Origin of the sequence: Stella humosa (genome assembly GCF_006738645.1) — a bacterium.
GTDB classification, from domain to species: domain Bacteria; phylum Pseudomonadota; class Alphaproteobacteria; order ATCC43930; family Allostellaceae; genus Allostella; species Allostella humosa.
The window spans coordinates 2064916-2089947 of record NZ_AP019700.1 but is presented as its reverse complement, the minus strand read 5'-3'; the positions used below and the strand labels follow the sequence as shown (position 1 = coordinate 2089947).

At 70.7% G+C, this 25032-nt stretch carries 22 protein-coding genes; 15 read left to right on the top strand and 7 right to left on the bottom strand.

All coding sequences use genetic code 11. The annotated features are described in order from the left end of the window. Position 1 precedes the first annotated feature (1 nt). Genes STVA_RS09795 through STVA_RS09775 form a run of 5 tightly spaced genes read left to right on the top strand, consistent with a single transcriptional unit; the run spans position 2 to position 5122 of the window. Positions 2–1246: a vWA domain-containing protein gene (locus STVA_RS09795; protein WP_123687784.1), complete on the top strand. Its 1245-nt coding sequence runs from the start codon at positions 2–4 to the stop codon at positions 1244–1246. After that, a complete protein-coding gene (locus STVA_RS09790) occupies positions 1243–1560 on the top strand; it encodes an XdhC family protein (RefSeq protein WP_123687783.1) in 318 nt (105 codons plus the stop codon). Before STVA_RS09795 ends, STVA_RS09790 begins: the two co-directional genes overlap by 4 nt. Beyond that, the gene (locus tag STVA_RS09785; RefSeq protein WP_123687782.1) at positions 1557–2258 is read left to right on the top strand and encodes an XdhC family protein; all 702 of its coding nucleotides are present in this window, start codon (positions 1557–1559) and stop codon (positions 2256–2258) included. The genes STVA_RS09790 and STVA_RS09785 overlap by 4 nt, the downstream gene beginning before the upstream one ends. A gap of 9 nt (positions 2259–2267) precedes the next feature. Then, positions 2268–3896, top strand: coding sequence for an NTP transferase domain-containing protein (locus STVA_RS09780; protein WP_123687781.1), 1629 nt, complete (start codon positions 2268–2270; stop codon positions 3894–3896). Continuing rightward, positions 3893–5122, top strand: a complete 1230-nt coding sequence (locus STVA_RS09775; protein ID WP_123687780.1) for an aminotransferase class V-fold PLP-dependent enzyme — start codon at positions 3893–3895, stop codon at positions 5120–5122. Before STVA_RS09780 ends, STVA_RS09775 begins: the two co-directional genes overlap by 4 nt. Positions 5123–5138: 16 nt before the next feature. Here STVA_RS09775 and STVA_RS09770 read toward each other — a convergent pair whose 3' ends face one another. Continuing rightward, complete coding sequence (locus STVA_RS09770) at positions 5139–6494, bottom strand: trypsin-like serine protease (protein WP_123687779.1); 1356 nt, start codon at positions 6492–6494, stop codon at positions 5139–5141. Positions 6495–6675: 181 nt separating this feature from the next. On the opposite strand from STVA_RS09770, the gene STVA_RS09765 reads away from it, so the two are divergent. From STVA_RS09765 to STVA_RS09750, 4 genes are all read left to right on the top strand, one after another. Beyond that, complete coding sequence (locus STVA_RS09765) at positions 6676–8634, top strand: lytic transglycosylase domain-containing protein (protein WP_142235720.1); 1959 nt, start codon at positions 6676–6678, stop codon at positions 8632–8634. Further along, positions 8631–9320, top strand: coding sequence for a haloacid dehalogenase type II (locus STVA_RS09760; RefSeq protein ID WP_123687777.1), 690 nt, complete (start codon positions 8631–8633; stop codon positions 9318–9320). Before STVA_RS09765 ends, STVA_RS09760 begins: the two co-directional genes overlap by 4 nt. A gap of 65 nt (positions 9321–9385) precedes the next feature. Beyond that, positions 9386–10429, top strand: coding sequence for a threonine ammonia-lyase (locus STVA_RS09755; protein WP_245978124.1), 1044 nt, complete (start codon positions 9386–9388; stop codon positions 10427–10429). A gap of 14 nt (positions 10430–10443) precedes the next feature. Beyond that, entirely contained in the window at positions 10444–10815 is a 372-nt protein-coding gene (locus STVA_RS09750; protein WP_197735837.1) for a RidA family protein, read from the top strand. A 49-nt stretch (positions 10816–10864) separates the two neighbouring features. On the opposite strand, the gene STVA_RS09745 is transcribed toward STVA_RS09750, so the two are convergent. Further along, positions 10865–12370 carry a M23 family metallopeptidase gene (locus tag STVA_RS09745; RefSeq protein ID WP_123687775.1) on the bottom strand — a complete coding sequence of 502 codons (1506 nt, stop codon included), beginning with the start codon at positions 12368–12370 and terminating at the stop codon, positions 10865–10867. 388 nt (positions 12371–12758) lie between these two features. Between STVA_RS09745 and STVA_RS09740 the strand changes: the two genes are divergently transcribed. Both STVA_RS09740 and STVA_RS09735 read left to right on the top strand, forming a co-directional pair. Further along, on the top strand, positions 12759–13718 hold the full coding sequence (locus STVA_RS09740; RefSeq protein WP_197735836.1) for a TAXI family TRAP transporter solute-binding subunit: 960 nt from the start codon (positions 12759–12761) through the stop codon (positions 13716–13718). 10 nt (positions 13719–13728) lie between these two features. After that, positions 13729–15513, top strand: a complete 1785-nt coding sequence (locus STVA_RS09735) for a TRAP transporter permease (protein ID WP_123687773.1) — start codon at positions 13729–13731, stop codon at positions 15511–15513. Here STVA_RS09735 and STVA_RS09730 read toward each other — a convergent pair whose 3' ends face one another. Then, on the bottom strand, positions 15514–16287 hold the full coding sequence (locus tag STVA_RS09730) for a hypothetical protein (RefSeq protein ID WP_123687772.1): 774 nt from the start codon (positions 16285–16287) through the stop codon (positions 15514–15516). Between the two features lie 35 nt (positions 16288–16322). Next, positions 16323–17147, bottom strand: a complete 825-nt coding sequence (locus tag STVA_RS09725) for a cell envelope integrity EipB family protein (RefSeq protein WP_123687771.1) — start codon at positions 17145–17147, stop codon at positions 16323–16325. A gap of 154 nt (positions 17148–17301) precedes the next feature. Between STVA_RS09725 and STVA_RS09720 the strand changes: the two genes are divergently transcribed. Continuing rightward, complete coding sequence (locus STVA_RS09720) at positions 17302–18276, top strand: 2-hydroxyacid dehydrogenase (protein ID WP_123687770.1); 975 nt, start codon at positions 17302–17304, stop codon at positions 18274–18276. 18 nt (positions 18277–18294) lie between these two features. On the opposite strand, the gene STVA_RS09715 is transcribed toward STVA_RS09720, so the two are convergent. The 3 genes from STVA_RS09715 to gndA form a co-directional block, all read right to left on the bottom strand. After that, entirely contained in the window at positions 18295–20394 is a 2100-nt protein-coding gene (locus tag STVA_RS09715; RefSeq protein WP_123687769.1) for a catalase, read from the bottom strand. A gap of 73 nt (positions 20395–20467) precedes the next feature. Continuing rightward, the gene (locus STVA_RS09710; RefSeq protein ID WP_123687768.1) at positions 20468–20965 is read right to left on the bottom strand and encodes a gluconokinase; all 498 of its coding nucleotides are present in this window, start codon (positions 20963–20965) and stop codon (positions 20468–20470) included. Beyond that, positions 20962–22341 carry an NADP-dependent phosphogluconate dehydrogenase gene (gene gndA, locus STVA_RS09705; RefSeq protein ID WP_123687767.1) on the bottom strand — a complete coding sequence of 460 codons (1380 nt, stop codon included), beginning with the start codon at positions 22339–22341 and terminating at the stop codon, positions 20962–20964. The genes STVA_RS09710 and gndA overlap by 4 nt, the downstream gene beginning before the upstream one ends. Positions 22342–22438: 97 nt before the next feature. Between gndA and STVA_RS09700 the strand changes: the two genes are divergently transcribed. The 3 genes from STVA_RS09700 to STVA_RS09690 all read left to right on the top strand — a co-directional run bounded on the left by STVA_RS09700 (position 22439) and on the right by STVA_RS09690 (position 25026). Further along, on the top strand, positions 22439–22882 hold the full coding sequence (locus STVA_RS09700) for a MaoC family dehydratase (RefSeq protein ID WP_123687766.1): 444 nt from the start codon (positions 22439–22441) through the stop codon (positions 22880–22882). Beyond that, complete coding sequence (locus STVA_RS09695; RefSeq protein ID WP_123687765.1) at positions 22883–23845, top strand: alpha/beta hydrolase; 963 nt, start codon at positions 22883–22885, stop codon at positions 23843–23845. It abuts the gene before it with no gap. Positions 23846–23959: 114 nt separating this feature from the next. Continuing rightward, positions 23960–25026 (top strand): IS630 family transposase gene (locus STVA_RS09690; protein ID WP_420822806.1). Its coding sequence is split into 2 segments (ribosomal slippage): positions 23960–24508 and positions 24511–25026, totalling 1065 coding nucleotides; the frame shifts between segments, so codons are not numbered across the junction. Positions 25027–25032 lie beyond the last annotated feature (6 nt).

The window sequence follows — 25032 nt, the reverse complement described above, 5'->3', positions numbered from 1 at the left end:
GATGGACGCCCCGCGCCGGCCGCCCGACCGCGACGATTTCGGCGGCAGCCTCGTCCCCAACCTGATGCATTTCGCCCGCGCGCTGCGGGCGGCGGGCCTGCCGATCGGCCCCGGCAAGGTGATCGATGCGGTGAACGCGGTCACCGCCGTGGGCCTGACCAACCGGCGCGACTTCTACTGGACGCTGCATGCCGTGTTCGTGAACCGGCAGGAGCATCGCGAGCTGTTCGACCAGGCGTTCCACGTCTTCTGGCGCAATCCGGAACTGCTGGAAAAGATGATGGGCCTGCTGCTGCCCAATGTCGGCCGCAAGGACGAGGAGGAGCAGGAGCAGCTCTCGCGCCGCGTCGCCGAGGCCCTGCACGGCAAGGACGGGCCCAACCGGACGCGCGAGCGCGAGGAGCAGGAGATCGAGATCGATGCCACGCTCACCTGGTCCGACCGCGAGCTGATCCAGTCGATGGATTTCGAGGCGATGTCGGCCGAGGAGGTGGCGCAGGCCAAGGCCGTCATCTCGCGCATGCGGCTGCCGATCATGGACGTGCCGACCCGCCGCTTCCACCCCGATCCAAGGGGTGCCAGGGCCGACCTGCGGGCGACCCTGCGCGCGGCCTTGCGCTCGGGCGCCGGCACCATCCCGCTGAAGCGCAAGGAGCGCCGGCGGCGGCACCCGCCGCTGGTGGTGCTGTGCGACATCTCGGGCTCGATGGCGCGCTATTCGCGGATGCTGCTGCATTTCCTGCACGCGCTGACCAACGATCGCGACCGCGTGCACACGTTCCTGTTCGGCACACGGCTGACCAACGTCACCCGCTACCTGCGCCATCGCGACATCGACCTGGCGCTGGCCCGCATCACCGAGATGGTCGACGACTGGTCGGGCGGCACACGCATCGGCCAGTCACTGCACCGCTTCAACCTCGAATGGTCGCGCCGGGTGCTGGGCCAGGGTGCCGTCGTGCTGCTGATCACCGATGGCCTCGATCGCGACGCCGCCGACGGGCTGGCGGTCGAGATGGAGCGGCTGCACAAGTCCTGTCGGCGGCTGATCTGGCTCAACCCCCTGTTGCGCTATGACGCCTTCGCGCCCAAGTCTCAGGGGATGCGGGCGATGATGCCCCATGTCGACGAGTTTCGACCCATCCACAACCTGGATAGCCTCGGCATGCTGGCCCAGGCCCTGGGCCGCCCGGCCCCGGTCAACGCCGCCGAGATCACCCGCTGGAAGGAGGCCGCGCGCGCATGAACGAGCCCGATATCCTGGACCAGGCCGCAGCCTGGCGCGCCGGCGGCAAGGGCGTGGCGCTGGCCACGGTCGTCGTCACCTGGGGATCCTCGCCCCGGCCCGTCGGCAGCCAGTTGGCGGTCGACGATGCCGGCGCCTTCGTCGGCTCCGTCTCGGGCGGCTGCATCGAGGGTGCGGTCGTGCGCGAGGCGCTGGACTGCATCGGCGACGGCAAGCCCCGCCTGCTCGATTTCGGCATCAGCAACGAACAGGCCTGGGACGTAGGCTTGGCCTGCGGCGGCAAGGTCCAGGTCTTCGTCGAGCGCGTCGAATGAAGACCGACACGCTGGACGTCCTGCGCCGCACGCGGGCCGCCAAGGACCCCGTGGCCCTGGCCACGCACTTGGCATCGGGCGCCGAGCGGCTGGTCTGGCCCGATCGCAGCCAGGGCGCGCTGGAGCTGGACGAGGCCGCCCTGGCGGCGGCCCGCGCCGCGCTCCGCGACGACCGCAGCCGCACGATCGAGACCCCTGCCGGTCCGGTCTTCGTCAACGTCTACAACCCGCCGCGCCGGCTGGTCGTCGTCGGTGCCGTGCACATCGCACAGCCGCTCGTGCCGATGGCCGCCATCAGCGGCTTCCAGGTGGTCGTCATCGACCCGCGGCACGGCTTTGCCACCGACGCCCGCTTCCCCCAGGTGACGCTCGATACCGACTGGCCGGACGAGGCGATGGAGCGCGTGCGGCCGGACGTGCGCACTGCCGTCGTCACGCTGACGCACGACCCCAAGCTGGACGACCCGGCCCTGGCCGTGGCCCTGCGCTCGCCCGCCTTCTATATCGGGGCACTCGGCAGCCGTCGCACCCATGCCGCGCGCGTCGAGCGGCTGAAGGCACTGGGCTTCGGTGACAACGAGATCGGCCGCATCGACGCCCCCATCGGGCTCGACATCGGCGCCATCTCGCCGGCCGAGATCGCCATCTCGATCCTGGCCAAGATCACCCAGACGCTGCACACCGAGCCGGCCGAATAGGGCGGCCCGATGCGCTTCGGCCCCTTCCCCGTCGCGGACGCCGTTGGCGCCATCCTGGCGCACAGCCGCAAGGCCGGCGCGCGCACCCTGAAGAAGGGGCGCGTGCTGACCGAGGCCGATGTCGCCGACCTGGCGGCAGCCGGGGTCGAGCAGGTGATCGCGGCTCGTCTCGACCCGGACGACGTGCCCGAGAACGAGGCCGCCCGGCGCATCGCCGAGCGGGTGGCGGGCGGCGGCCTGTCGGCCAGCGCGCCATTCACGGGCCGGGTGAACCTGTTCGCCGAGGAGCCGGGGCTGACCGCCGTCGACCCCGTTCGCCTCGATGCGCTGAACCTCGTCGACGAGGCGATCACCGTCGCCACCCTGCCGCCCTTCACCGCCGTCGAGACCGGGCAGATGGTGGCGACCATCAAGATCATCCCCTTCGCCGCCCCCGGCCCGGCCCTGGAGGACGTCCTGGCGGCAGCGGGCGAGGCCCTGGTGCGGCTCGCCCCCTATCGGCCGCTGGCGGCGATCCTGATCCAGACCCGGCTGCCGGGGATGAAGGAAAGCATCCTCGACAAGACGGTCGCGGTCACCCGGGCTCGCCTGTCCTCGGTCGGCGGCCGCCTGGCCGACCAGTGGCGCACCGCCCACGAGGCCGACGCCGTGGCAGACGCGGTGGCCCGCGCCCGCGACGCCGGCGCCGACCTGATCCTGGTCGCCGGTGCGTCCGCCATCGTCGACCGCCGCGACGTGCTGCCCGCCGGCATCGAGCAGGCGGGCGGCGTGGTCGAGCATTTCGGCATGCCGGTCGACCCCGGCAACCTGCTGCTGCTGGCGCGGATCGGTGCCGTTCCCGTACTCGGCCTGCCCGGCTGCGCCCGCTCGCCCAAGCTGAACGGCTTTGACTGGGTGCTGCAGCGGCTGGCCGCCGGCATCCCGGTCGACCGCCGCGCCATCATGGCCATGGGATCGGGCGGCCTGCTGGCCGAGATCCCGACCCGGCCGCAGCCGCGGGCCGAGGATGGCACGCCGGCCGCCCCGCGCGCGCCGCGCATCGCAGCATTGGTGCTGGCCGCCGGTCGCTCCACCCGCATGGGTGCCGCCAACAAGATGGTGGTGCCGGTCGACGGCCGGCCGATGGTGGCCCACGCGGTCGAAGCCGCCCTTGCCTCCAAGGCGCGGCCGGTCGTGGTGGTGACCGGGCACGACCCCGATGCCGTCCGCCAGGCCCTGGCCGGCCAGCCGGTCGCCTTCGCCCACAACCCGGATTTCGCCCACGGGCTCGCCACCTCGCTGAAGGCCGGCCTGGCGGCCCTGCCCAAGGATATCGACGGCGCGCTGGTGTGCCTGGCCGACATGCCGCTGGTGCCACCGGCCGTGCTCGACCGGCTGGTCGCCGCCTGGAACCCGGTCGAGGGCCGCGCCATCTGCGTGCCGACGGTGGCCGGCCGGCGCGGCAACCCAATCCTCTGGTCCAGGCGCTTCTTCGCCGAGATGCTGGCGATCGAGGGCGACGTCGGCGCCCGCGGCCTCCTTGCCGCCCATGCCGACCAGGTGGTCGAGGTCGAGACGGGCGAGGCCGGCATCCTGGTCGACGTCGACACGCCCGACGCGCTGGCCCAGCTAGCCAATGGACGCACGGCCGCCGCATGAGCTTCGATCCCGCCCGCTTCCGCGCGCTCTTCCCGATCTTCGCCGCCGCCCCGGCCGACGGGCCGGCCCTGCACTATCTGGATAGCGGCGCCTCGGCCCAGGTGCCGCAGCTCGTCATCGATGCCGTGGCCCGGCATGATTCGACCGCGCGCGCCAATGTGAAGCGCGGCGTCCACCGCCTGGCCGAGGCCGCGACCGAGGCCTATGAGACCGCGCGCCTGTCGGCCGCCCGCTACCTCAACGCCCCCTCCCCGCGCGAGGTGATCTTCACCGGCGGCACGACCGGCGCCATCAACCTGGTCGCGCGCGCGCATGGCGACCTGCTGGGCGAGGGCGACGAGGTGCTGGTCTCGATGCTGGAGCATCACAGCAACATCGTGCCCTGGCAGCTCCTCCAGACGCGGCGCGGCATCCGCCTTTCGGTCATCCCGGCCACGGCGGACGGCCGCCTCGACCTCGACCGGCTGGACGAGCTGGTGACGCCGCGCACCCGCCTGATCGCCGTCACCCACTGCTCCAATGTCACGGGTGCAGTCACCGACCTTGCCCGGATCGTGGCGGCCGCGCGCGCGGTCGGCGCCAAAGTCCTGGTCGACGGCGCCCAGCGCGCGCCGCACGGCCCGATCGACGTGCAGGCGCTGGGCGTCGATTTCTACGCCTTCTCAGGCCACAAGGCCTTCGGACCCAACGGCATCGGGGTGCTCTGGGGCCGGGGCGAACTGCTGGAAGCGATGCCACCCTTCATGGGCGGCGGCGAGATGATCAGCCATGTCAGCTTCGCCGGGTCGAGCTGGGCGCCGATCCCCAACAAGTTCGAGGCCGGCACGCCACCGATCGCCCAGGCTGTCGGCCTCGGCGCCGCGCTCGACTGGCTGTCGGAACAGGACTGGCCCGCCATCCTTGCCAACGAGATGCGGTTGACCGGCCGCATCCTGGACGGGCTGGCCACCATCCCAGGCTGCCGCATCCTGGGCCCGGGCGGCCTGCAGCAACGCCTGGGCGTCATCTCCTTCGCGCTCGACGGCCTGCACCCGCACGACGTCTGCCAGTTCGTCGACGCCACCCATGGGGTGGCGCTGCGCGGCGGCCACCACTGCGCCCAACCCCTGATGGAAAGCTGCGGCCTGGTCGGCACCGTGCGCGCGAGCCTCGCCCCCTACAACGACGATGGCGACGTGGACGCCCTGCTCGACGGGCTGGCCCACGCGGTGCGGCAGCTTCGCTGAGTTGCGCGCGTTCGGATCAACCGATCCAGAAGTCGTCGATCGACAGCTTGTTGGGCGCCACGCCACTTATGACGATTGCGTTTCCTGCGCCGAGTTCCAGCCGGGACCCTGATCCGGAGGCGATCACCCGTGACAATGCGGTCTGACTGCTGGTGATGCCGCCGCTGTTGACATTGTAGGCAATGCGAATCACGTCGCCCGTTGTGGGGCCGAAGTCCATGACCGTATCAACCCCGCTGCCCCTCGCGAAAAGGAAGATGTCCCGGCCGGCTTCGCCGTAGAGGACGTCGTTGCCGAGATCGCCGGAGAGCTGATCATCCCCTACGCCACCCCACAGCGTGTCGGCGTCGGGTCCACCGAAGAGTTGGTCGTTCCCAGTTCCCCCGTAGACGCGATCGATGCCGATATTCCCGTTGACATGCCAGTCATCACCGTCGTCGCCATATACCCAGTCTACACCCTGCCCCCCTCGAACGAAGTCAGACCCGACACCGCCATAGACATAGTCATTTCCGGTCGCGCCGTTGATATCGTCGCTTCCCTCGTCACCGAATATTCTATCCGCGCCATCTCCGCCAAATATTATGTCGTTTCCTTGATATCCATGCCACGTCTCGTTCCAAGGACCGCCATAGATCGAGTCTGGCCCAGTGGTCTCCTCATTGTACTTCGTCCAGAAGGAAATATAGTTATAGAATTCTCCGCTGATGGCGAGCACACCATTCACCGTCCGCGGGTAGAAACTCTGGTTCGACACGACGCCGATGATGTACGTGTCGTCGCCCTCGGAAATCACGACCGGCGAGCCGCTCTGGCCCGGAAAGGTGTCGAGGTCGTCCACGAATTCCATCTGGGTGAATGTCGCCCTGTCGACCGTCCCGGCCGTATAGGCCATGTACTGCCCGTTCCAGCCGGCATCGCCAGGATAGCCCATCGATTCCACCAACCGGCCCACCAGTTGGGACGGATTGGTGATGTAACCGGTCTCTAGCCAACCAGTGTAGTTTCCCAGGTTACTGCTGAGCGTGATGATTCCGTAGTCGTGATTCTCTGCAAGAGAGGTGAATGCCCGCTCTCCCACAAAGGTTGGGTCAACCTGGATACTCCGGCCGGTCACGCGGCCGTAGGGCTCGTACCAGCCGTACCGCCCCGGAATGACGGTAACCGAAGTTGCATATCCGCCATCTGCCGGCGAGAACAGCACATGGCCGGCCGTCAGCACATCGTTCGCACCGATCATGGCGCCAGACCCGATGTAGCTCTTCCCGTTCGGAAAGGTCGCTGTGATACTAACGACCGTGCTGAACGGATAGTATGCGGTGTCGACGAACAGGCCGACCCGCAGCCGATCGTCGAAGCCGATGATGGCCATTCTATCAACCTCTTCGCGTTTTATTGCGGCGCTCCATCTATCGGCAATGTCACATAAAAATAGTTGCGGCAAAAGATACCAATGATCGCAATACGCTCAGATTGGTGGCCGCGAATCCGGACCGCGACCAGGGTGGCGCAGCCCGGCCGGCGTCCGTAGAATGGCGGTCGAGGCCCATGCCATGAAGCTCCGTACCCGCCTGCCCGCCGCGGCCCTTGCCGCCATACTCCTGCTGTCCTCCCCGGCCGGCGCCCAGGGACTGCCCGTCCCGGTCGCCATGTCGTGGCAGGAAGCCGGTGCCGCCATCCGCGCCGGCAACTGGGCCGATGCAAGGCGCATCGCCGATGCCGCCGGGCAGCCGGTCGCCCGCAAGCTGGTGCGCTGGCTGGAATGGAACCGCGACGAGGCGCGCATCGACCCTGTCGAGGTCGCGGCCTTCGTCGAGGCCAACCCGTCCTGGCCCGGCCTGCAGCGGCTATCGCGGCTGGTGGAAGAGCGGCTTGATCCCGCGCCGCCGGACGCCACCCTGATCGCCTGGTTCGATCGTCGCCGGCCGGAGACCACCGCCGGGCGCATCGCGTATGGCGCGGCCCTGCTGCGGTCGAACCGCCTCGACGACGCCAATGCCATCCTGCGCCAGGCCTGGGTCGAGGGCAGCCTCCGGGCCGACGAGGAGAAGGATTTCCTGGCCCGATTCTCGGCCGCGATCCGCCCGGCCGACCATGCCGACCGCCTGGACCGGCTGATCTGGACGAACGAGACGCTGGGCGCCCAGCGCATGCTGGCCCTGGTCGATCCCGCGCGCCAGCGCGTGGCCGAGATGCGGCTGAAGCTGCGGGCCGGGCGTGGCACCGACGGGCTGGCCCGGCTGAGCGATGCCGAGCGGGCCGAGCCGGAGCTGCTTTACGAACTGGTCCGCCACTATCGCCGGGTCGAGGACGACGCCAGCGCCCAGGCGATCCTGGTCACCCGCCCGGCCGAGGCCGCGCGCGCTGCCACCTGGTGGGTGGAGCGCAACGTGCTGTCGCGCCGTGCCCTGCGCCTTGGCCGGCCGGCCGACGCCTATGCCCTGGCCGCCACGCACGGCTATACCGAAGGCGCGCCCCTGGCCGAGGCCGAGTTCCTGGCGGGCTGGATCGCGCTCCGCTTCCTGTCCGACCCCGCCAAGGCGGCCGCCCACTTCGCCCGCCTGGATGCGGCGGTCAACATGCCGATCAGCTCCGCCCGGGCGGCCTACTGGCGCGGCCGCGCGACCGAGGCGGCGGGCGACGGGGCCACGGCCGCCGCCTTCTACCAGGAGGCCGCGCGCTACCTGACGACCTATTACGGCCAGCTCGCGGCCGAGCGGATCGGCCTGACCACCGCGCCCGACTGGGTGACGGTGGCAACCGCCGAGCCGACCGCGGCCGAGATCGCCGCCTTCAACGCGCGCGAGCCGGCGGTGGCCGCCGAGCTGCTGCTGGCGATCGGCGACGCGCGCACCGCGCGCACCTTCGTCAGCCGACTGGTGCTCGACGCCAAGACCCCGGCCGAGCACGCGCTGGCGGCATCACTCGCCCAGCGCAGCGGGTACGCGAACCTGGTCGTGCTGGCCGGCAAGCGCGCGGGCTATGACGGCATCCACCTGCCGGCCGCGGCTTTCCCGGTGCAGTCGACCCCGGTCGACGCCGAGACCGAGGCCGCCCTCGTCAATGCCGTGATCCGCCAGGAGAGCATGTTCGACCCCTACGCCGTCAGCTCGGCCGGCGCGCGCGGGCTGATGCAGTTGATGCCGGGGACGGCCAGGCAACTAGCCAAGCAGATGGTCGAGAATCATTCGGACCAGCGGCTGACCGCCGACCCCGCCTACAACGTGGCGCTCGGCAGCCGCTACCTGGCCGACCAGATCCGCGACTTCAACGGCTCCTATATCCTGGCGGTGGCGGGCTACAATGCCGGGCCGGCACGCTCGCGCCAGTGGGTGCAGACCTATGGCGACCCGCGCAACGGCGGGGTCGACCCGATCGACTGGGTCGAGAGCATCCCCTTCAACGAAACCCGGAACTATGTGCAGCGGGTGATGGAGAACCTTCAGGTCTATCGCTGGCGGCTGGCCGGCCCCGGCACGCCCGTGGCGCTTTCCGCGGACCTGCGGCGATGAGTGCCGCCACCGCGCTGGCCGGCACGCGCGTCTGCGTCTTCGATGCCTATGGCACGCTGTTCGACGTCGCGGCCGCCGCCAATCGCTGGCGCGACCTGCTGGGCGGCCATGCCGGGCCGCTGACCGAGCTGTGGCGCCGCAAGCAGCTTGAATACACTTGGCTGCGCAGCCTGATGGGGCGCTACGAGGATTTCTGGCACGTGACCGGGGCCGCCCTCGACCATGCCATGGCGGCGCTGGCGATCGCCGATCCCGGCCTGCGCGCGCGGCTGATGGCGAGCTACCTGGAACTCGACGCCTATGCCGACGCCCACGCCATGCTGACCCGCCTGAAGGCAGCCGGGCGGCCGACGGCGATCCTGTCGAACGGCAGCCCGTCAATGCTGGCCGCGGCCGTGTCGGCCGCCCGCATCGGGCGCCTGCTGGACGCCGTCCTGTCGGTCGATCCGGTCGCGGTCTACAAGCCCCACCCGTCGGTCTATGCCCTGGCGTGCGAGCGCTTTGCCTGCAAGCCGGCGGAGGTCTGCTTCGTCTCGGCCAATGGCTGGGACGTGGCCGGCGCCGCCAGCTTTGGCTTCCAGGCCGTCCATATCGACCGGACGCGCCAGCCGGCCGAGGGCCTGCCCGGTACGCCGGCGGCCCGGGTTTCCAGCCTCGACGAACTGCCCCACCTTCTCGCCCTGTAAGATCCGGCGGCCATGCCGCCGAGGGCCGCCCCCGACCAGATCCGCCGCCCGCACCGGAGGAACCGATGAACGCGCCCGCCCCGCTCGCCGCCATGACCGCCATCCCGCCCGAGCGGCTGCCGCCGCTGGCGGCCGGCGCCCCCGACATCTCGGCCATCGAGCAAGCGGCCGAGCGCATCCGCGGCGAGGCGGTGCAGACCCCGCTGCTGGAAGTCCCGGCCGCCAACGCCATCCTGGGCGGGCGCCTGCTGATCAAGGCCGAGATGCTGCAGCGCACCGGCTCGTTCAAGTTTCGCGGCGCCTACAACAGCGTGGCCGCCCTGGCGCCGGAGGTCCGCGCGCGCGGCGTCGTCACCTATTCGTCGGGCAACCACGCCCAGGGCCTGGCGGCCGCGGCCCAGGCCATGGGCGTGCCCGCCCTCATCGTGATGCCCGAGGACGCCCCGGCCATCAAGGTCGAGAACACGCGCGGCTACGGTGCCGAGGTCGTCTTCTACGACCGCTATACCGAAAGCCGGGAGGAGATCGGCGAGCGGCTGGCGGCCGAGCGCGGCGGCACCATCATCCGCCCCTATGACGAACCGAACGTGATCGCCGGCCAGGGGACGATCGGCCTGGAGATCGCGATGCAGGCGGCTGCCCGCGGCGTGAAGCTGGATGCCGTGCTGGTGCCGGCCGGCGGCGGCGGCCTGGTCGCGGGCGTGTCCACGGCGATCGCCGCGCGCAGCCCCGGCACGCCCGTTTTCTGCTGCGAGCCGGCCGGCTTCGACGACACCACGCGCTCGCTGGCCGCGGCCGACTGGATCGAGAACGACCCCGCCGCCCGCTCCTTCTGCGACGCGCTGCTGGCGTCGACCCCTGGCCGCATCACCTTCACCATCAACGCCCGCCGCCTGGCCGGCGGCCTGGTCGTCACCGACGCCGAGGTGGCCGACGCGATGCGCTTCGCCTTCCGCCACTTCAAGATCGTGGTCGAGCCGGGCGGCGCCGTCGGCCTGGCCGCCGTGCTGACCGGCAAGGTCGACATCGCGGGCCGAGCCATCGCCGTCGTCTGCTCGGGCGGCAACGTCGACCCGGCGCTGTTCCGCGACGTGCTGGCCGGCGCCTGAGGGAGGAGATCGCCATGACCGACATCACCCGCATCCCCAACGCCACCCTGCCCAGCAAGTCGCGCGTGGCGATCTATCGCCTGCCGGGCGGTGGCGGCTTCCTCTGGGCGGTGGCGACTTCGCCCGATCGCAGCCAGGACATCCGCGCCCAGACCCTGGGCACGCTGGGCGTGCTCGACGGCTTCCTGAAGGATGCCGGGCTGGACCGCACGCGGATCGTGAAGGCGGAGATCGTCGTCACCGACCACGACAACAAGCCGGCCTTCGACGCGGCCTGGGCCAGTTGGATGCCGGACGGCTACGGGCCGGTGCGTTCGTTCGTGCAGTCGGTCATGCCCGAGGGCGACCTGATCGAGATCATCATCACGGCCGCCCTGCCGGCCTGACCGGCCTGAAAAGAAGGGGCGCTGCCGGCGCCCCTACTTCCTGCCGCCCCTACTTCTTGCCGATGAAGCGCACCGGGTCGACCGGGCGGCCATCGACCATCACTTCGTAGTGGACGTGGGGGCCGGTGCTGCGGCCGGTCGAGCCGAGCAGGCCGACGATGTCGCCGCGACGCACCGTCTCGCCGTCGCGGACCTTGATGTCGGCCATGTGGGCATAACGGGTGACGAGGCCGCCGGCGTGGCGGATGTCCACCGTCTTGCCGTAGGCGGCCTTGGTGCCGGCATGAACGACCGTGCCGGGGCCGGTCGCGCGCAGCGGCGTGCGCATGGGGGCTGCCAGGTCGACGCCTTCGTGGATCGCGGCCTTCTTGCGGAACGGGTCCGACCGCGGGCCGAAGCCGCTCTCGAAGGAATAATGCTGCAACGGCGCGCCCAGCGGCAGGACGCGTAGCACGCGCTCCACCCGCTCCAGCCGGTCGAGCTGGCGCTCCATGCGGATGCTGGCCTCCGTCGGCTTCTGGCGGTCGGCCAGCGACTGCAGGTTGCCCGGGATGAAGGGACCGCCACGCCCGCCCTGGCGCGACACCGGCAGGGGCGGCGGCACGACCGTGCCGGTCGAGGTCTTGGCGCCGGGCACGGGCGCGCCCAGCTTGCCGACATTGATGCCGGTTGCCGACAGGAACTGCTCGATCTGGCCCAGCCGCTCCAGCGCCCGGGTCTCGAGGCCGGCTGGCTCGCTGGCCGGCTGCGGCTGGCTCACCTGCAGCGCCACGACCTGGAGGCGGTCCGACATCGCATCGCGCTCGCCGAAGGCAAGGTCGCGGTCGATCTGCAGGCTGGCCTTCTCCAGCTTCAATTCGTCGGCCTCGCGTGCCAGGCGCAGGCGCTCTGCCGCCAGCAACGCCGACTGCTGGCGGGCGCGGTCGAGATCGGCCACGGCCGCCATCGCCTGCTGCCGCAGCAGCTCGACGTCGCCGGCGGCGGCTGCCGCCGCGTCGGCCGCGGCGCGTTGCGTGCGGGCGTCCTGCTTGGCCTCGGCCAGGGCACCCAGCGCCCGGGTCAGCGTGAGCTTGAGGCGATTGGCATCCTGGTCGCGCTCGTCGAGTGCCGCCTTCATGGCCGCCTGCGATGCGCCCAGCCCACCGACCGCCGCCTCGGCGCGGGCCAGCAGCTCACGCATGCCCTTCAGGTCCTCGCGATGGGCGCTCTCGCCGCGCTCGCGGGCCGTCTCGGTGCGCTCCAGCCGTTCCTCGGCCTGGCGCAGCCGGTATTCCAGGGTGGCGACCTCGGCGGCGTGCGAGCGGGCCTGGATCGACAGGGCCGTCACCAGCCGGGTCGTCATCTCCTCGGCCAGCATGCGCAGCAGGGTTTCGCGATCGGGGGTTGCGGTGGCCGCCGGCTGAGGGGGTGCGACATTCTGGCCCAGCCCCTGGCCGGCCGCAGGGGCCGCCGCCCACAGCATCAACCCCGCGCAGCTACCCGCGACCCAGGCCGGCCAGCGCCGTTCCGCGCCGCCCACCGGCACGTCTGATCGCGCTTCCGTTCGTCCGCCCATCCCCGCCTCCCCATCCCCCGACCCAATGCGCAAAGCCGGACGCGGCCGCTTGTGGCGGCGACATCCAGGGCCGGCCGGGCCGGCCCATCGCACATTCGGGTCAGGATGGATCGATTTCCCCAATGCTCCGGGTTTCGATCACGGCGTACCATGCTCCCCAGCACGGCATGCCCGAACCCCGGAGCGCTCCATCCATAAGCCCGGCCAAGCCGGACCATCGCTCCCCAGGTCGGGAGGTTAGCCATGGCGGCCGACCCCGGCAAGGCAAAAGGCAGATGCCGACCCATGCCGTCAACCAGGGCGCGAATCCGCCGCCCTTCCCCGCGCCTTGCTGCCGGCCGGCCGCGCTGGCATGTTCGCGCAAAGATTTAGAACCAGGATGGACGAAATGCGTGCTTTGGCTTGGGCCTTCATGGCCGGCGGATTGCTGCTGTCGCAGGCGGCCGAGGCGGAGACCCGGCTGACGCTGAAGGCGGCGGCCAGCGGATCGGCCTACTATGTCATGACGGTCCAACTGTCCGAGGCGATCCGCACCGAGACCAAGGGCGCCGTGGTGCCGACGGTCGAGGAGAGCCAGGGCTCCGTCCAGAACGTGAAGGAGGCGATCCGCCGCCCGGGCGCCTACCTGTTCACCTCGCCGCCGGCCCTGGTCGCGTCCGCGCGGACAGGCAAGAAGCCGTTCGAGGGCGAGGCCGGGTACGAGACGATCCAGGGGCTCTTCACCCTCCCCGCCATCACCATGCACTGGGTGGTGCGGGCGGACGCCGGGGTGGCCGGCTTCGCCGACCTTGCCGGCAAGCGCTTCGTCGCCGGCGGCCGCGGCACCTTCACCCAGCGCCAGAGCGATGCGGTGTTCCGCATGCTGGGGATCGCCGACAAGGTGAACGTGGTCGACGTGGAGCTGAACGCCGCCGTCAACGCCATGCGCAACCGGCAGATCGACGGCTTCGCGACCGGCGGCTCCTATCCCGCCCCCAACCTGCAGGAACTGGCGGTCGCCATGCCGATCCGCCTGCTGGGGCTGGAGGCGGCCCAGATCGAGCAGATCCGGCAAGAGGATCCGAGCGCCACCGACCTCGTCATCCCCGCCGGGACCTACAAGGGCGTCGACACGCCCACCCGGACCATCGCCCTGCCGGTCGGCGCCTACGCCACGCAGAAGATGGACGAGGCGACCGCCCACGCCATCGTCAAGGCGTTCTGGGAGCGCAAGGCCGAACTGACGAAGCAGAATCCATGGTGGGGCGGCGTCACCGCCGAGCAGAACGCGCTGCTGGGCGTGCCGCTGCATCCGGGTGCCGCGCGCTACTACCGCGAGGCCGGCATCGCCATCCCCGCCGCCCGCTAGGCCCCCGACCATGACCCCGACGGGGGGGCGCGGCCGGGGGGCGGCCGTCGTCCTGGCCTGCGCGCTCGCCTCCGTCGCCTTCCATCTCTACCTCGTCGTCTCCGGGCTGCTGCCGACGCTCGTCACGCGGCCGATCCACCTGGCGCTGGCCCTGCCGTTCGTCTTCCTGTTTGCGCCGGGCGGCCGGGTGGCCCGGGCGACGGGCGCCGTCCTTTGCGCCGTGGGCGTGGCACTCTGCCTGTGGATCGCCTGGGAGCGCGAGCGGCTGGTCGACCAGTACGGCGTCACCGTCGGCTGGTTCCAGCATGGTGCCGCCATCCTGCTGATCCTGATCGTGCTCGAGATGGCGCGCCGGTCGGTGAAGGCGGTGATGCCGACAGTGGCTGCCATCTGCCTGGCCTATGGCCTGTTCGGGCAGCATCTGCCGGGCGTATTCGGCCATCCCGGCCTGCCGCTCGACACCATCCTCGGCACACTCGTGGTGGCCGAGGGCGGGCTGTGGGGCCAGTTGACCGGCGTCTCGGTCGACCTGGTGGCGCCGTTCCTGATCCTGGGCGCGCTGGTGGCCGCGGGCGATGCCGGCACCGGCTTCATGAGCTTCGCCACGCGCGTGGCCGGCCGCTACCGCGCCGGCTCGGCCAAGGTGGAGGTGGTGGCATCTGCCCTCTACGGCACGATCTCGGGCTCGGCCTCGGCCAATGTCGTCACCACCGGCACCATGACCATCCCGGCGATGATCCGGGCGGGCTATCCCCGCCCCTTCGCGGCCGCGGTGGAGGCCGTCGCGTCCACCGGCGGCCAGATCATGCCGCCCGTCATGGGCGCGGGCGTGTTCCTGATGGCCGAGCTGATCCGCGTGCCCTATCCCGAGCTGATGGTGGCGGCCACCCTGCCCGCCTTCCTCTTCTTCGCCGCCGCCTGGATCGGCACCGACCACTATGCCGTCCGCCTTGGCCTGACCGGGCTGCCCGCGTCGGCCCTGCCAAGCTGGGGCACGGTCGGGCGCACCATCCCCTTCTTCCTTGTCCCGCTGCTGATCGTCATCGCCATCCTGGGCTTCACCGCCTTCACCGCCCAACTGGGCGCGGCTGTCGCGGCAGCCGCCGCAGCACTGCTGCTGCTGATCGATGCCGCGGGCCGCGTCGACCTCGGTCGCTGGCTCGTCCGCCTGGCGACGGCGACCGAGGACGCCGCCCGCCAGATCGCCCATATCGCCGCCGTCATCATCTGCGCCGGCCTCATCGTCGGCGTCTTCAACATGACCGGCCTCGGCGTGAAGATCACCGGCGCCATCCTCGACCTGGCCGGCGACCGCCTGTGGCTGGCCCTGATCCTGACCGCCTGCGCCTGCCTGGTCCTGGGCATGGAGCTGCCGACCACGGCGGCCTACGTCATCTGCGTGGCGGTCGCGGGGCCCGCACTCGGCAAGCTCGGCCTGCCGCCGCTGCAGGCCCACATGTTCGTCTTCTGGTACGCGCTGCTGTGCACCATCACGCCGCCCGTCTGCGGCACGGTCTTCATCGCCGCCGGCATCGCCCAGACGCCCTGGCTGCCGGTTGCGGGCTGGGCGATGCGGCTGGGCCTCGGCCTATTCGTCGTGCCGCTGGGCTTCGTCCAGCACCCGGCGCTGCTGGAACTGGGCTCGACCCCCATCCTGGCCCTGGCGGCGACCGCCAAGGTCGGGCTCGGCCTGTGGCTGTTGAGCTATGCCGTCATCCGCATCGACCGTGGCCTGCCCAGGCGCGCGCTGGCTCTGCCGGTCGGCGTGGCCCTAGTGCTGGCAGGGGGATTCTGACTACCCCGCCAGCCCCAGCATCGCCGGGGCCAGGACCGGCAGCATGTCCGGCCGGACAAGCTGCTCCGGGTCGGTGCCGCTGTCGACGACGACGACCCGGTCCGCGACCAGGGCCAGCGTGAGATAGCCCAGGTCGATCCGGGCCTGGCGGAAGATGTCGGCGGCATCCGGCGCACCGGCGCGGGCCAGGAGCGCCTGCCCGCGTGGGTCGGCGATCAGGCGCCCCCCGACATGGAACACCCGGCCGAGGGTGGCACTCCCGGCATCGGCGCCCGGCAGCTCGCAGATGAGGATCGGCGGGCGGAACACGGCCTCGCGCGCCATGCGGGCCACCATGCCGCCGAACTGTTCGCGATCGCGCACCAGCAGCGGCAGTGCGGCCATCGGCGCCAACTCGTCGCGGAGATAGACCGGCCAGCGGGCCGGCAGCCGGCGATCCTCCACCCGCAGCGCATCGCCGGGGTTGATGCCCGCATCGTGCAGGATGCGCAGCAGTTCGTAGCGATGGACCGTCAGCGTCGGATGGTTGATGCAGCGCACGCCGGCGCGCCGGCCCAGGCGCGCGTGCAGCTTCATGACATCGAATGCCGAATCGTCATCCAGCCGCTCGACGCCGAGGAAAGCGTAGGCGCCGGCCGGCAGGGCCTGCTCGCCCGCGGCGATGGCCCGGCCGTAATCCATCGCCACGACCTGGCCTGCAGCCTGGGGGCAGGCCGCCAGCAAGGCCGCGTGCATGCGCGCCGTCGCCCCCTCGCGCCCCAGGATATGCAGCATGGCCGGCCCTGCCCGATTTGCCCGGCGGCGCGGCCTCAGCAGCCGCCGCGGACCGGCTCCAGCTCCTTCAACCGTGCCCGCACGGTGAAGTCGCCATAATCGATCAGCATGTCGGACGAAACACCGTTGTCCAGCAGCACCAGCCCGATCTCATAGTCCGGCAGCGGATCCTTGCTGGCGGACGGGAAGAAGGCCAGCCGGACCTTCCAACCCGGCCGGTCGGCCAGATTCCTGGTCTTGCCCGCCTCGCCGGCAGCCGGCTTCACGCCATCGCCGCCAGCGGGCTTCGCCGGCCCGATGAAGGCGCTCACATCGACGGGCGCCTCCACCTCGGAACCGTCGAAGACGCGGCGGCCGAAGAAATGCTCCTTGGCCTCCGCGCGGCGGATGACCTCGATCGTGTGGGTGGAGGGGAAGACCGTGCCGCGCGGCAGGTCGAGCTTGGATTCCTCTGGGCGGACGAACCGGGCGCGGCCGCCACGCCCCGGGCCATCCAGGCGCGCGGAGCCGCGCACCTCCTCCTCCGGCTCGTCGCCGCGCTTCTTCTTCAGGGCGAAGCGGTAGCGCATGCCGTCCTTCGATTCCCAGCTTGCCAGGCTGGAGACGATCTCGACCTCGTCGTCCTGGGCCTGCGACAGGCGCATGCGATAGCGCTGCTGCACCGTCCAGCCGTCGCAGGCGTCGCCCCATTCGAACAGCATGCGCCCCTGGACGCCAACCACGCCGCCGCTGGCCCTCGCCGACGCGAGCGACAGGTCGTAGAGCGCCCGGTGGGGGGCGATCGTTCCGGCTTCCACGGAGCAGGGCAACGCCAGGGCCAGACAGAAGAAGACGGCCGCACCCCTAGCTGCTCTGAACATCCACTACCCCGCAAAACGATCGTCCGAATCGACGAAACTCGTCGTCGGACTATGACATTGCCGCCCCCACCGAGATAGTATCGCCGGGACCCGCCGCCACTGCCACCACCCCGACAAATATCGACCCCGACAAATACAAGGAGAGGACCGTCGCATGGCCGCTACGGCAAACCGTCCGCGCATTCTCGTCACCCGCAAGCTGCCCGAAGCCGTCGAGCGACGCGCCGCCCGCGACTACGATGCCCGCCTCAGCACCGACGATACGGCGCTCGACGCCGCCGCCATGGGCGATGCGGCCGAGGGCTGCGACGGGGTGATCGTGTGCGCCGCCGACAAGGTCGGGGCCGATGCGATCGACGGCCTGCCGGACAGCGTGCGCATCATTGCTACCTTTTCCGTCGGCACCGACCATATCGACCTGGGCGCGGCCAAGCGCCGCGGCATCGCCGTCACCAACACCCCGGACGTGCTGACCGACGCCACGGCCGACATCGCGCTGCTGCTGATGCTGGCGGCCGCGCGGCGCGCCGGCGAGGGCGAGCGGATGGTGCGCGCCAAGGCCTGGGGCGGCTGGGCGCCGACGCAGTTGCTCGGCACGCATATGAGCGGCAAGACGGTCGGCATCGTCGGCATGGGCCGCATCGGCCAGTCGCTGGCCAGGCGCGCCCGCGGCTTCGACATGCAGATCCGCTACTACAACCGGACGCGGCTGGCGCCCGAGCTGGAGCTGGGTGCGATCTACCACGACAATGTCGAGGACCTGCTGCCGCACGCCGAGTTCCTGTCGCTGCACTGCCCGTTGACGCCGCAGACCCGGCACCTCTTGGATGCGCGGCGCATCGCGCTGCTGCCCAAGGGCGCCATCCTGGTGAACACGGCACGCGGGCCGGTGGTGGACGACCGCGCGGTGGTCGCCGCGCTCAAGTCCGGCCAGCTCTCGGCCGCCGGGCTCGACGTCTATGACGGCGAGCCCCATGTCCATGAAGGCTATCTGGGGCTGGAGAACGTCGTGCTGCTGCCACACCTGGGCAGCGCCACGACCGAGACGCGCGAGGCCATGGGCTTCCGCGCGCTCGACAATCTCGACGGCTGGTTCTCGACCGGTGAGCCGGCGGACCGGGTCGTCTGACCCGGCCCGCCGCCGGTCCTAGACGGGGGCGCTGACCTTGGCCTCGCGCGACCACAGGCGGTGGCGCGCGGCCGAGGCCACGAAGCGCGAGATGGCGGCCGGCGTCACCTTGGCCGACAGCGGCACGACCGCCTCGTCGAAGTCGGCCTGGCCGATGCCGGCCTTCGCCAGCAGGGCGACGCCGCCATCGTCGGCGGCGATCGTCTTCAGGTGAGCGAAGGCGTCGGCCGCGAAGTGCTTCGCCGCCGCATCCATCAGGAACGCCGCCGGCGGCTGGCTGCCGCCCAGCAGCACGACTGCGTCGAACAGGATCGACGGCCCGCCCTGCACGAAGAAGTCCGCCGGCACCACGGGCCCTTCGGCCGACTGGAAGCCGCCGCGCTTCATCGAGACGATCATCAGCTTGCCACCCTTGCGCTCGACCGCCCGGCGGAACTGGTCGACCAGGTCGGCGGACACGCCATCGGCCACGAGGCAGCCGATCTTGCGCGTCTCCAGCGTCTCCCGGGCCTTCTTCAGCAGGCTCAGCGCCGGCGAGGGCTGCGCCTCGCCACCGCCGGCCATGTCGGCTTGCCGTGCCGGCATGCCCAGCGCCGCCGCGACCCGGCCACCCAGTTCGGCATCGACGTCGAAGAGATGGCCCACCATGCGCTCACGGACGGCAGCCACATCCACCTTCGACAGCTCGAAGCGGAAGGCAGCGACGATGTGGGTGCGCTCGGTATCCGTCTGGCTTTTCCAGAACAACCGCGCCTGGGAGTGATGGTCGGCGAAGCTTTCCGGACGGATGCGGATCTTGGGCGATTCCATCGCCTCGGGATGATGCTTGTAGCCGCGGTCCGGGTCCTGCACCGGCGCCGTCATGTCGAGCGAGTTGGGCTCGTAGGCCACCCGCCCCTTCTCCACCGACATGCGCATATGGCCGCCGCGCTGAAGGTTGGCGAACGGGCATTTCGGCTGGTTGACCGGGATCTGGTGGAAGTTCGAGCTGCCCAGGCGCGATAGCTGCGTATCGAGATAAGAGAACAGCCGACCCTGCAGCAGCGGGTCGTTCGACAGGTCGATGCCGGGCACGACATGGCCGGGATGGAAGGCCACCTGCTCCGTCTCGGCGAAGAAGTTGTCCGGGTTGCGGTCCAGCACCATCTCACCCAGCGGCGTCAGCGGCACCAGCTCCTCGGGGATCAGCTTGGTGGAATCCAGCACATCGAAGGGGAATCCGGCCGCCATCTCCTCGTCGAAGATCTGCACGGACAGTTCGAACGCCGGGAACTTGCCTTGGTCGATCGCGTCCCACAGGTCGCGGCGATGGAAATCCGGGTCGGCGCCGGCGATCTTCACGGCCTCGTCCCACACCAGCGAGAACGAGCCCAGCTTGGGCCGCCAGTGGAACTTCACGAAGCGTGAGGTACCAGCCTGGTCGATGAAGCGGAAGGTGTGGATGCCGAACCCCTCCATCATGCGGTAGCTGCGCGGGATGCCGCGGTCGGACATCGCCCACATCAGCATGTGCAGGCTTTCCGGCATCAGCGACGCGAAGTCCCAGAAGGTGTCATGGGCCGACGAGGCCTGCGGGAACTCGCGATCGGGCTCGGGCTTCACCGCATGGATCAGGTCCGGGAAGCGCATGGCATCCTGGATGAAGAAGACCGGGATGTTGTTGCCGACCAAGTCGTAGTTGCCCTCCTGGGTATAGAACTTCACCGCGAAGCCGCGCACGTCGCGCACGGTGTCGTTGGACCCGGCCCCGCCGGCCACGGTCGAGAAGCGGACGAAGACCGGCGTCTTGCGCTTGGGATCCTGCAGGAAGTGCGCCTTGGTGATCGACGCCCACGACTTGTAGGGGCGGAAATAGCCGTGCGCGCCCGACCCGCGGGCATGGACGATGCGCTCGGGAATGCGCTCATGGTCGAAATGGGTGATCTTCTCGCGGAGGATGAAATCCTCCAGCAAGGTCGGGCCGCGCGGGCCGGCCTTCAGCGAGTTGCGGTTGTCGGCGATCACCACGCCCTGGTTGGTGGTGATCGAGGGCGCGCCCCGCTCTGCGGCCGTCTGCCCCAGTTCGGGCGCCGTGCTGTTGCTGCTGGGTGGCGTGCCGCCCTTGGTCGCTCTGGCCATGCCTGTTCACCTTCCGTCCGGGTTCCTGCCGCGACAACCGGCGGGGGCGGTGGAAGTTCCGGCAGGCGGGTGGCTACAGCCCCAGCCGGCGGCGAATGTCGGCAGCCAGTTCGTCCGGGCCGCGGTCGATGGCCACCGTCAGCGCGTCGTCCGGCGCCTCCAGGATGGCGAGCTGGCTGGGCAGCAAGGTGGGCGGCATATAGTGGTCGGTGCGGGCCGCCATGCGCCGGGCGATGAGGTCCGGCTCGCCCGTCAGATGGACGAAGGCGACGCCCGCCCGTCCGCCCGCCAGCACGTCGCGATAGGCGGCCTTCAGGGCCGAGCAGGCCAGCACGGTGGGTCGCTCGCGCCCCAGCCACTGGCCGATGCCGGCCGCCATGGCGGCCAGCCACGGTGCCCGGTCGCCGTCATCGAGCGGCTGGCCGCCGGCCATCTTGGCGACGTTGGCGGGCGGGTGGAAGGCGTCCCCCTCCTCGAAGCTGCCGCCGACCGCGGCCGCCAGCTTGCGCCCGACCGTCGTCTTGCCGACGCCGCAGACGCCCATGAGGATGATGACCTTGGCTGCCGTCATTTGCCGTCCCAGGCTGCGTGGTGGGTGCCGCCGCGGTCGATACGGGCGAAGCCGTGGGCACCGAAGCGGTCGCGCTGCGCCGCCACCACCCGCGCGCCGACCTCCGGTGCCGCCCGCCCGGCGGCATGGTGGAAGGCCGCCGCGAAGGCCGGCAGCGGCACGCCGATATCGGCGCCGGCGGCCAGTACCCGGCGCCAGGCCGGCAGGGCATCGGCAAGCTGCCCGCGCGTCCAGCGGCGGTCGAGGAAGGACTGGTTGCCGGGCTCTGCGCGGAGTGCTGCCGCGATCCGGTCGAGGGTGGCCGAGCGGATGATGCAGCCGGCCCGCCACAGTTCGGCCACCGCCGCGCGGTCGGTCCGCCAGCCATGGTGCGCGGCGCCGGCCGCGATCAGGTCCAGACCCTCGGCATAGGCGACCAGACTGGCGGCGGCCAGCGCCACCCCGATGTCGCCCGCCGCCAGCGGGGCCGCGGGTGCCGCGTATGCCCCGTCGACCGCGCCCTGGTCGCGGGTGGCCGACAGCGCGCGCGCCCACACCGCGGCCGCCATCGTCGGCACCGGCACGCCCAGGCCGAGCGCCGCCTCCACCGTCCAGACGCCGGTGCCCTTGTGGCCGGTGCGATCGGCCGTCAGTTCCAGCAGCGGCCGGCCCGATTGGCCGTCGCGCGTGGCCAGGATGTCGCCCGTGATCGCCAGCAGGTAGGAGGCATCCTCGCCCGCGTTCCAGCCGGCGACCGCCGTTCCGGCCGCCGGCCAGTCGAGGCCGGCCGCGTGGCGCAGCAGCAGGCAGGCCTCGGCGATCAGCTGCATCTGGCCGTACTCGATGCCGTTGTGGGCCATCTTCACGAAGTGGCCGGCGCCGTCCGCGCCGACATGACCGCAGCAGGGCTGGCCGTCGAAGCGCGCGGCGATCGCGGTCAACAGCGGCTCCAGCCGCCCCCAGGCCGCGGCATCACCGCCCGCCATCAGGGCCGGCCCGTGGCGCGCCCCCTCCTCGCCCCCGGAAACGCCGAGGCCGACGAAGCCCAGCCCGGCGGCCGCCAGTTCGCGGCCGCGCCGGATGGTGTCGGGATAGTGCGAGTTGCCGCCGTCGACGATGATGTCGCCCGCCGCCAGCAGCGGGCGCAGGGTGGCGATGGCGGCGTCCACCGCCGGCCCGGCCGGCACCAGCAGCAGCACCGCGCGCGGGCCGCGCAGGCCGACCACGAGCACTTCCATGCTGGCAGCCGCAACCAGCCCGTCTGCCGCCGCCCGGCCACGCTGCGTCGCGTCGGCATCGAAACCGACGACGCCGAAGCCCTTGTCCTGGATGTTGGCCGCGAGGTTGCGCCCCATCACGCCAAGGCCGACGACGCCGATATCCGCCCGGGATTCCATCTTGTTCTTTCCGCCTTCGCGACCGCCTAGCCCGCGACCATAGCCTTGCCCGACAACGCCATGCTAGGGGGGAGGCGAACCCCAAGGGAGATGCCCGATGCGCTATTTCGAGGACTTCACGACCGGCGACGTGTACGAGCTGGGCAGCCGTTCGGTGACCAAGGCCGAGATCCTCGACTTCGCCCGGCAGTTCGACCCACAGCCCTTCCACATCGACGAAGAGGCCGCCAAGGACAGCATCTATGGCGGGCTGATCGCCAGCGGCTGGCACACGGCGGCCATGACCATGCGGCTGCTGGTCGACGGCATCCTGGGCGACGCCGCCGGCATGGGCTCGCCCGGGCTGGACGAGCTGCGCTGGCTGAAGCCGGTCCGCGCCGACGACACCCTGTCGGCCCGCATGGAGATCACCTCGATCCGCGCTTCGGAATCCAAGCCCGACCGCGGCGTCGTCAACTCGCTGATCCAGGTCACCAACCAGAAGGGCGAGACGGTCCTGACCTGGAAGGCGATCGGCATGTATCGCCGCCGCCCGGCCTGAATGGCGAGCCGACCGCGCCGCCTGGTCCTGCTGGTCCTGGGGCTGCTCTGCTGCCGCCCGATGGCCGCCGCGGCCGAACCGATCGCGATAGACGGCCCCAAAGGCGCGCTCGCCGGCGAGCTGCTGGCCGTCCCGGACGCGCGGCACATCGTCGTCATCGTCCCCGGCTCCGGGCCGACGGATCGCGACGGCAACGCAGGCCGGCTCGGCCTGCGGTCGGACACCTACAAGATCCTGGCCCACGGCCTGAAAGCGGCCGGGATCTCGTCGCTGCGCATCGACAAGCGCGGCCTCTACGGCAGTGCCGCCGCCATAGCCGATCCCAACGACGTGACGATCGCGGCCTATGCCGACGACACGCGGAAGTGGGTCGAGAGGGCGGCGCAGGCCGCACCCTGCGTCTGGATCGCCGGTCATTCGGAGGGCGGGCTGGTGGCGCTCGTAGCGGCCGGGAATGCCCCGCGGTCCCTCTGCGGGCTGATCCTGATGGCGACATCTGGGCGCCCGACCGGCCGGCTGCTGATCGACCAGTTGCGGTCGAACCCCGCAAACGCGCCGTTGATGCCGGAGATAGAGGCGGTGGTCGCCGACCTGGAAGCCGGACGCAGCCGCGACGCGGCCTCGCTCAGCCTGGCACTGCGGCCGCTGTTCCCGGACGGGCTGCAACGCTACATGATCGACCTGTTCGCCTATGATCCGACAGCCGTGGCCCGGCAATGGCGCGGCCCGGCGCTGATCCTGCAAGGCGACAGGGATATCCAGGTCAAGCCGGCGGACGCCGACCTTCTGGCCAAGGCGATGCCGTCGGCCGTGCGCGCCGATCTGCACGGGGCCACGCACATGCTGAAGATGGATGTTCCCCGGCAGCCGCTCGCCACCTACCAGGACCCGGCCCTGCCGCTTCATCCCGATCTTGTACCGGCCATCGTCGCCCTATTGCAGCGATCGCCGCCAGCCAGGTGACGGCCCGCCATCGGCCGCGGGCTCATACCAAGTCCGGCGTGAGGTGACTCACGAAGGGGATTCCGCTGGGGTCGGAGTTCTGATTCAAGGATGGCGAACGGTATGGAGTTCGCCATGGCTGCACCGATCGGGCTGCGCGGAGACTATGACGGAGCGGCGCTTCGGGGATTGGCAAAGCGTTCGAAGGACGCCGGCCAGGCCCGGCGGCTATTGGCGCTGTCGGCGATCTATGACGGCGGTAGCCGGAGCGATGCAGCCAAGCTGGGCGGTGTCGGCTTGCAGACGGTGCGGGACTGGGTGCTGGCGTTCAACGCCGACGGTCCGGATGGCCTGATCGACCGCAAGGCTGGCGGCGCATCCTCGAAGCTGTCGGCCGAGCAATGGGCGGAGGTGGCCCGGCTGGTCGAGGCTGGCCCGATCCCGGCCGTGCACGGCGTCGTCCGCTGGCGGCTGATCGACCTCGCGCAATGGATCCACGAGACTTTCGGGGTCAGCCTGTCGAAGCAGACGATGAGCGACCGGCTTCGGGCGATGGGCTACCGCAAGCTGTCGGCCCGGCCGCGTCACCATGCCCAGGACCCGCAAGCCGGGGAGGCATTCAAAAAAACTTTCCCGCGCTCCTGGCGCGCCTCGCGCGCAAGAAGGCTGCCGAAGCCCCAGGAGGGATAGAGGTCTGGTTCCAGGACGAAGCCCGTGTAGGCCAGAAGAACGGCATCACCCGGCGCTGGGCCCGGCGCGGCACCCGGCCGAGCGCGCCGCACGACCAGCGCACCAAGTCGGCCTACATCTTCGGCGCGATCTGTCCGGCCGAGGGCAAGGGCGCGGCCCTCGTCCTGCCGCGCTGCAACGTGCCGTCCATGCAACTCCATCTGGCGGAGATCAGCCGCACCGTCGCTCCCGGCGCCCATGCCCTGCTCTTGATGGACCAGGCTGGATGGCACCTCTCCGAGCGGCTTGTCGTCCCGGCCAACATCACGATCGTGCCGCTACCAGCCAAGTCGCCGGAGCTGAACCCGGTCGAGAACGTCTGGCAGTTCATGCGCGACAACTGGCTCTCGAACCGCGTCTTCCAATCCTACGACGACATCCTCGACCACTGCGCCCACGCCTGGAACAAGCTCGTCGACCAGCCATGGAAGATCATGTCCATCGGTCTCCGGGCGTGGGCACATCGGTCATGAACAGCC

Excerpts from the sequence above, each read along its gene's own strand:
- STVA_RS09740 (WP_197735836.1), top strand. The coding sequence starts at position 12,759 with ATGCGTGCTTTGGCTTGGGCCTTCATGGCCGGCGGATTGCTGCTGTCG.
- STVA_RS09715 (WP_123687769.1), bottom strand. The coding sequence starts at position 20,394 with ATGGCCAGAGCGACCAAGGGCGGCACGCCACCCAGCAGCAACAGCACG.
- STVA_RS09760 (WP_123687777.1), top strand. The coding sequence starts at position 8,631 with ATGAGTGCCGCCACCGCGCTGGCCGGCACGCGCGTCTGCGTCTTCGAT.
- STVA_RS09755 (WP_245978124.1), top strand. The coding sequence starts at position 9,386 with ATGAACGCGCCCGCCCCGCTCGCCGCCATGACCGCCATCCCGCCCGAG.
- STVA_RS09780 (WP_123687781.1), top strand. The coding sequence starts at position 2,268 with ATGCGCTTCGGCCCCTTCCCCGTCGCGGACGCCGTTGGCGCCATCCTG.
- STVA_RS09785 (WP_123687782.1), top strand. The coding sequence starts at position 1,557 with ATGAAGACCGACACGCTGGACGTCCTGCGCCGCACGCGGGCCGCCAAG.
- STVA_RS09700 (WP_123687766.1), top strand. The coding sequence starts at position 22,439 with ATGCGCTATTTCGAGGACTTCACGACCGGCGACGTGTACGAGCTGGGC.
- gndA (WP_123687767.1), bottom strand. The coding sequence starts at position 22,341 with ATGGAATCCCGGGCGGATATCGGCGTCGTCGGCCTTGGCGTGATGGGG.
- STVA_RS09775 (WP_123687780.1), top strand. The coding sequence starts at position 3,893 with ATGAGCTTCGATCCCGCCCGCTTCCGCGCGCTCTTCCCGATCTTCGCC.
- STVA_RS09765 (WP_142235720.1), top strand. The coding sequence starts at position 6,676 with ATGAAGCTCCGTACCCGCCTGCCCGCCGCGGCCCTTGCCGCCATACTC.
- STVA_RS09750 (WP_197735837.1), top strand. The coding sequence starts at position 10,444 with ATGACCGACATCACCCGCATCCCCAACGCCACCCTGCCCAGCAAGTCG.
- STVA_RS09710 (WP_123687768.1), bottom strand. The coding sequence starts at position 20,965 with ATGACGGCAGCCAAGGTCATCATCCTCATGGGCGTCTGCGGCGTCGGC.
- STVA_RS09735 (WP_123687773.1), top strand. The coding sequence starts at position 13,729 with ATGACCCCGACGGGGGGGCGCGGCCGGGGGGCGGCCGTCGTCCTGGCC.
- STVA_RS09725 (WP_123687771.1), bottom strand. The coding sequence starts at position 17,147 with ATGTTCAGAGCAGCTAGGGGTGCGGCCGTCTTCTTCTGTCTGGCCCTG.
- STVA_RS09720 (WP_123687770.1), top strand. The coding sequence starts at position 17,302 with ATGGCCGCTACGGCAAACCGTCCGCGCATTCTCGTCACCCGCAAGCTG.
- STVA_RS09770 (WP_123687779.1), bottom strand. The coding sequence starts at position 6,494 with ATGGCCATCATCGGCTTCGACGATCGGCTGCGGGTCGGCCTGTTCGTC.
- STVA_RS09795 (WP_123687784.1), top strand. The coding sequence starts at position 2 with ATGGACGCCCCGCGCCGGCCGCCCGACCGCGACGATTTCGGCGGCAGC.
- STVA_RS09790 (WP_123687783.1), top strand. The coding sequence starts at position 1,243 with ATGAACGAGCCCGATATCCTGGACCAGGCCGCAGCCTGGCGCGCCGGC.
- STVA_RS09745 (WP_123687775.1), bottom strand. The coding sequence starts at position 12,370 with ATGGGCGGACGAACGGAAGCGCGATCAGACGTGCCGGTGGGCGGCGCG.
- STVA_RS09730 (WP_123687772.1), bottom strand. The coding sequence starts at position 16,287 with ATGCTGCATATCCTGGGGCGCGAGGGGGCGACGGCGCGCATGCACGCG.
- STVA_RS09695 (WP_123687765.1), top strand. The coding sequence starts at position 22,883 with ATGGCGAGCCGACCGCGCCGCCTGGTCCTGCTGGTCCTGGGGCTGCTC.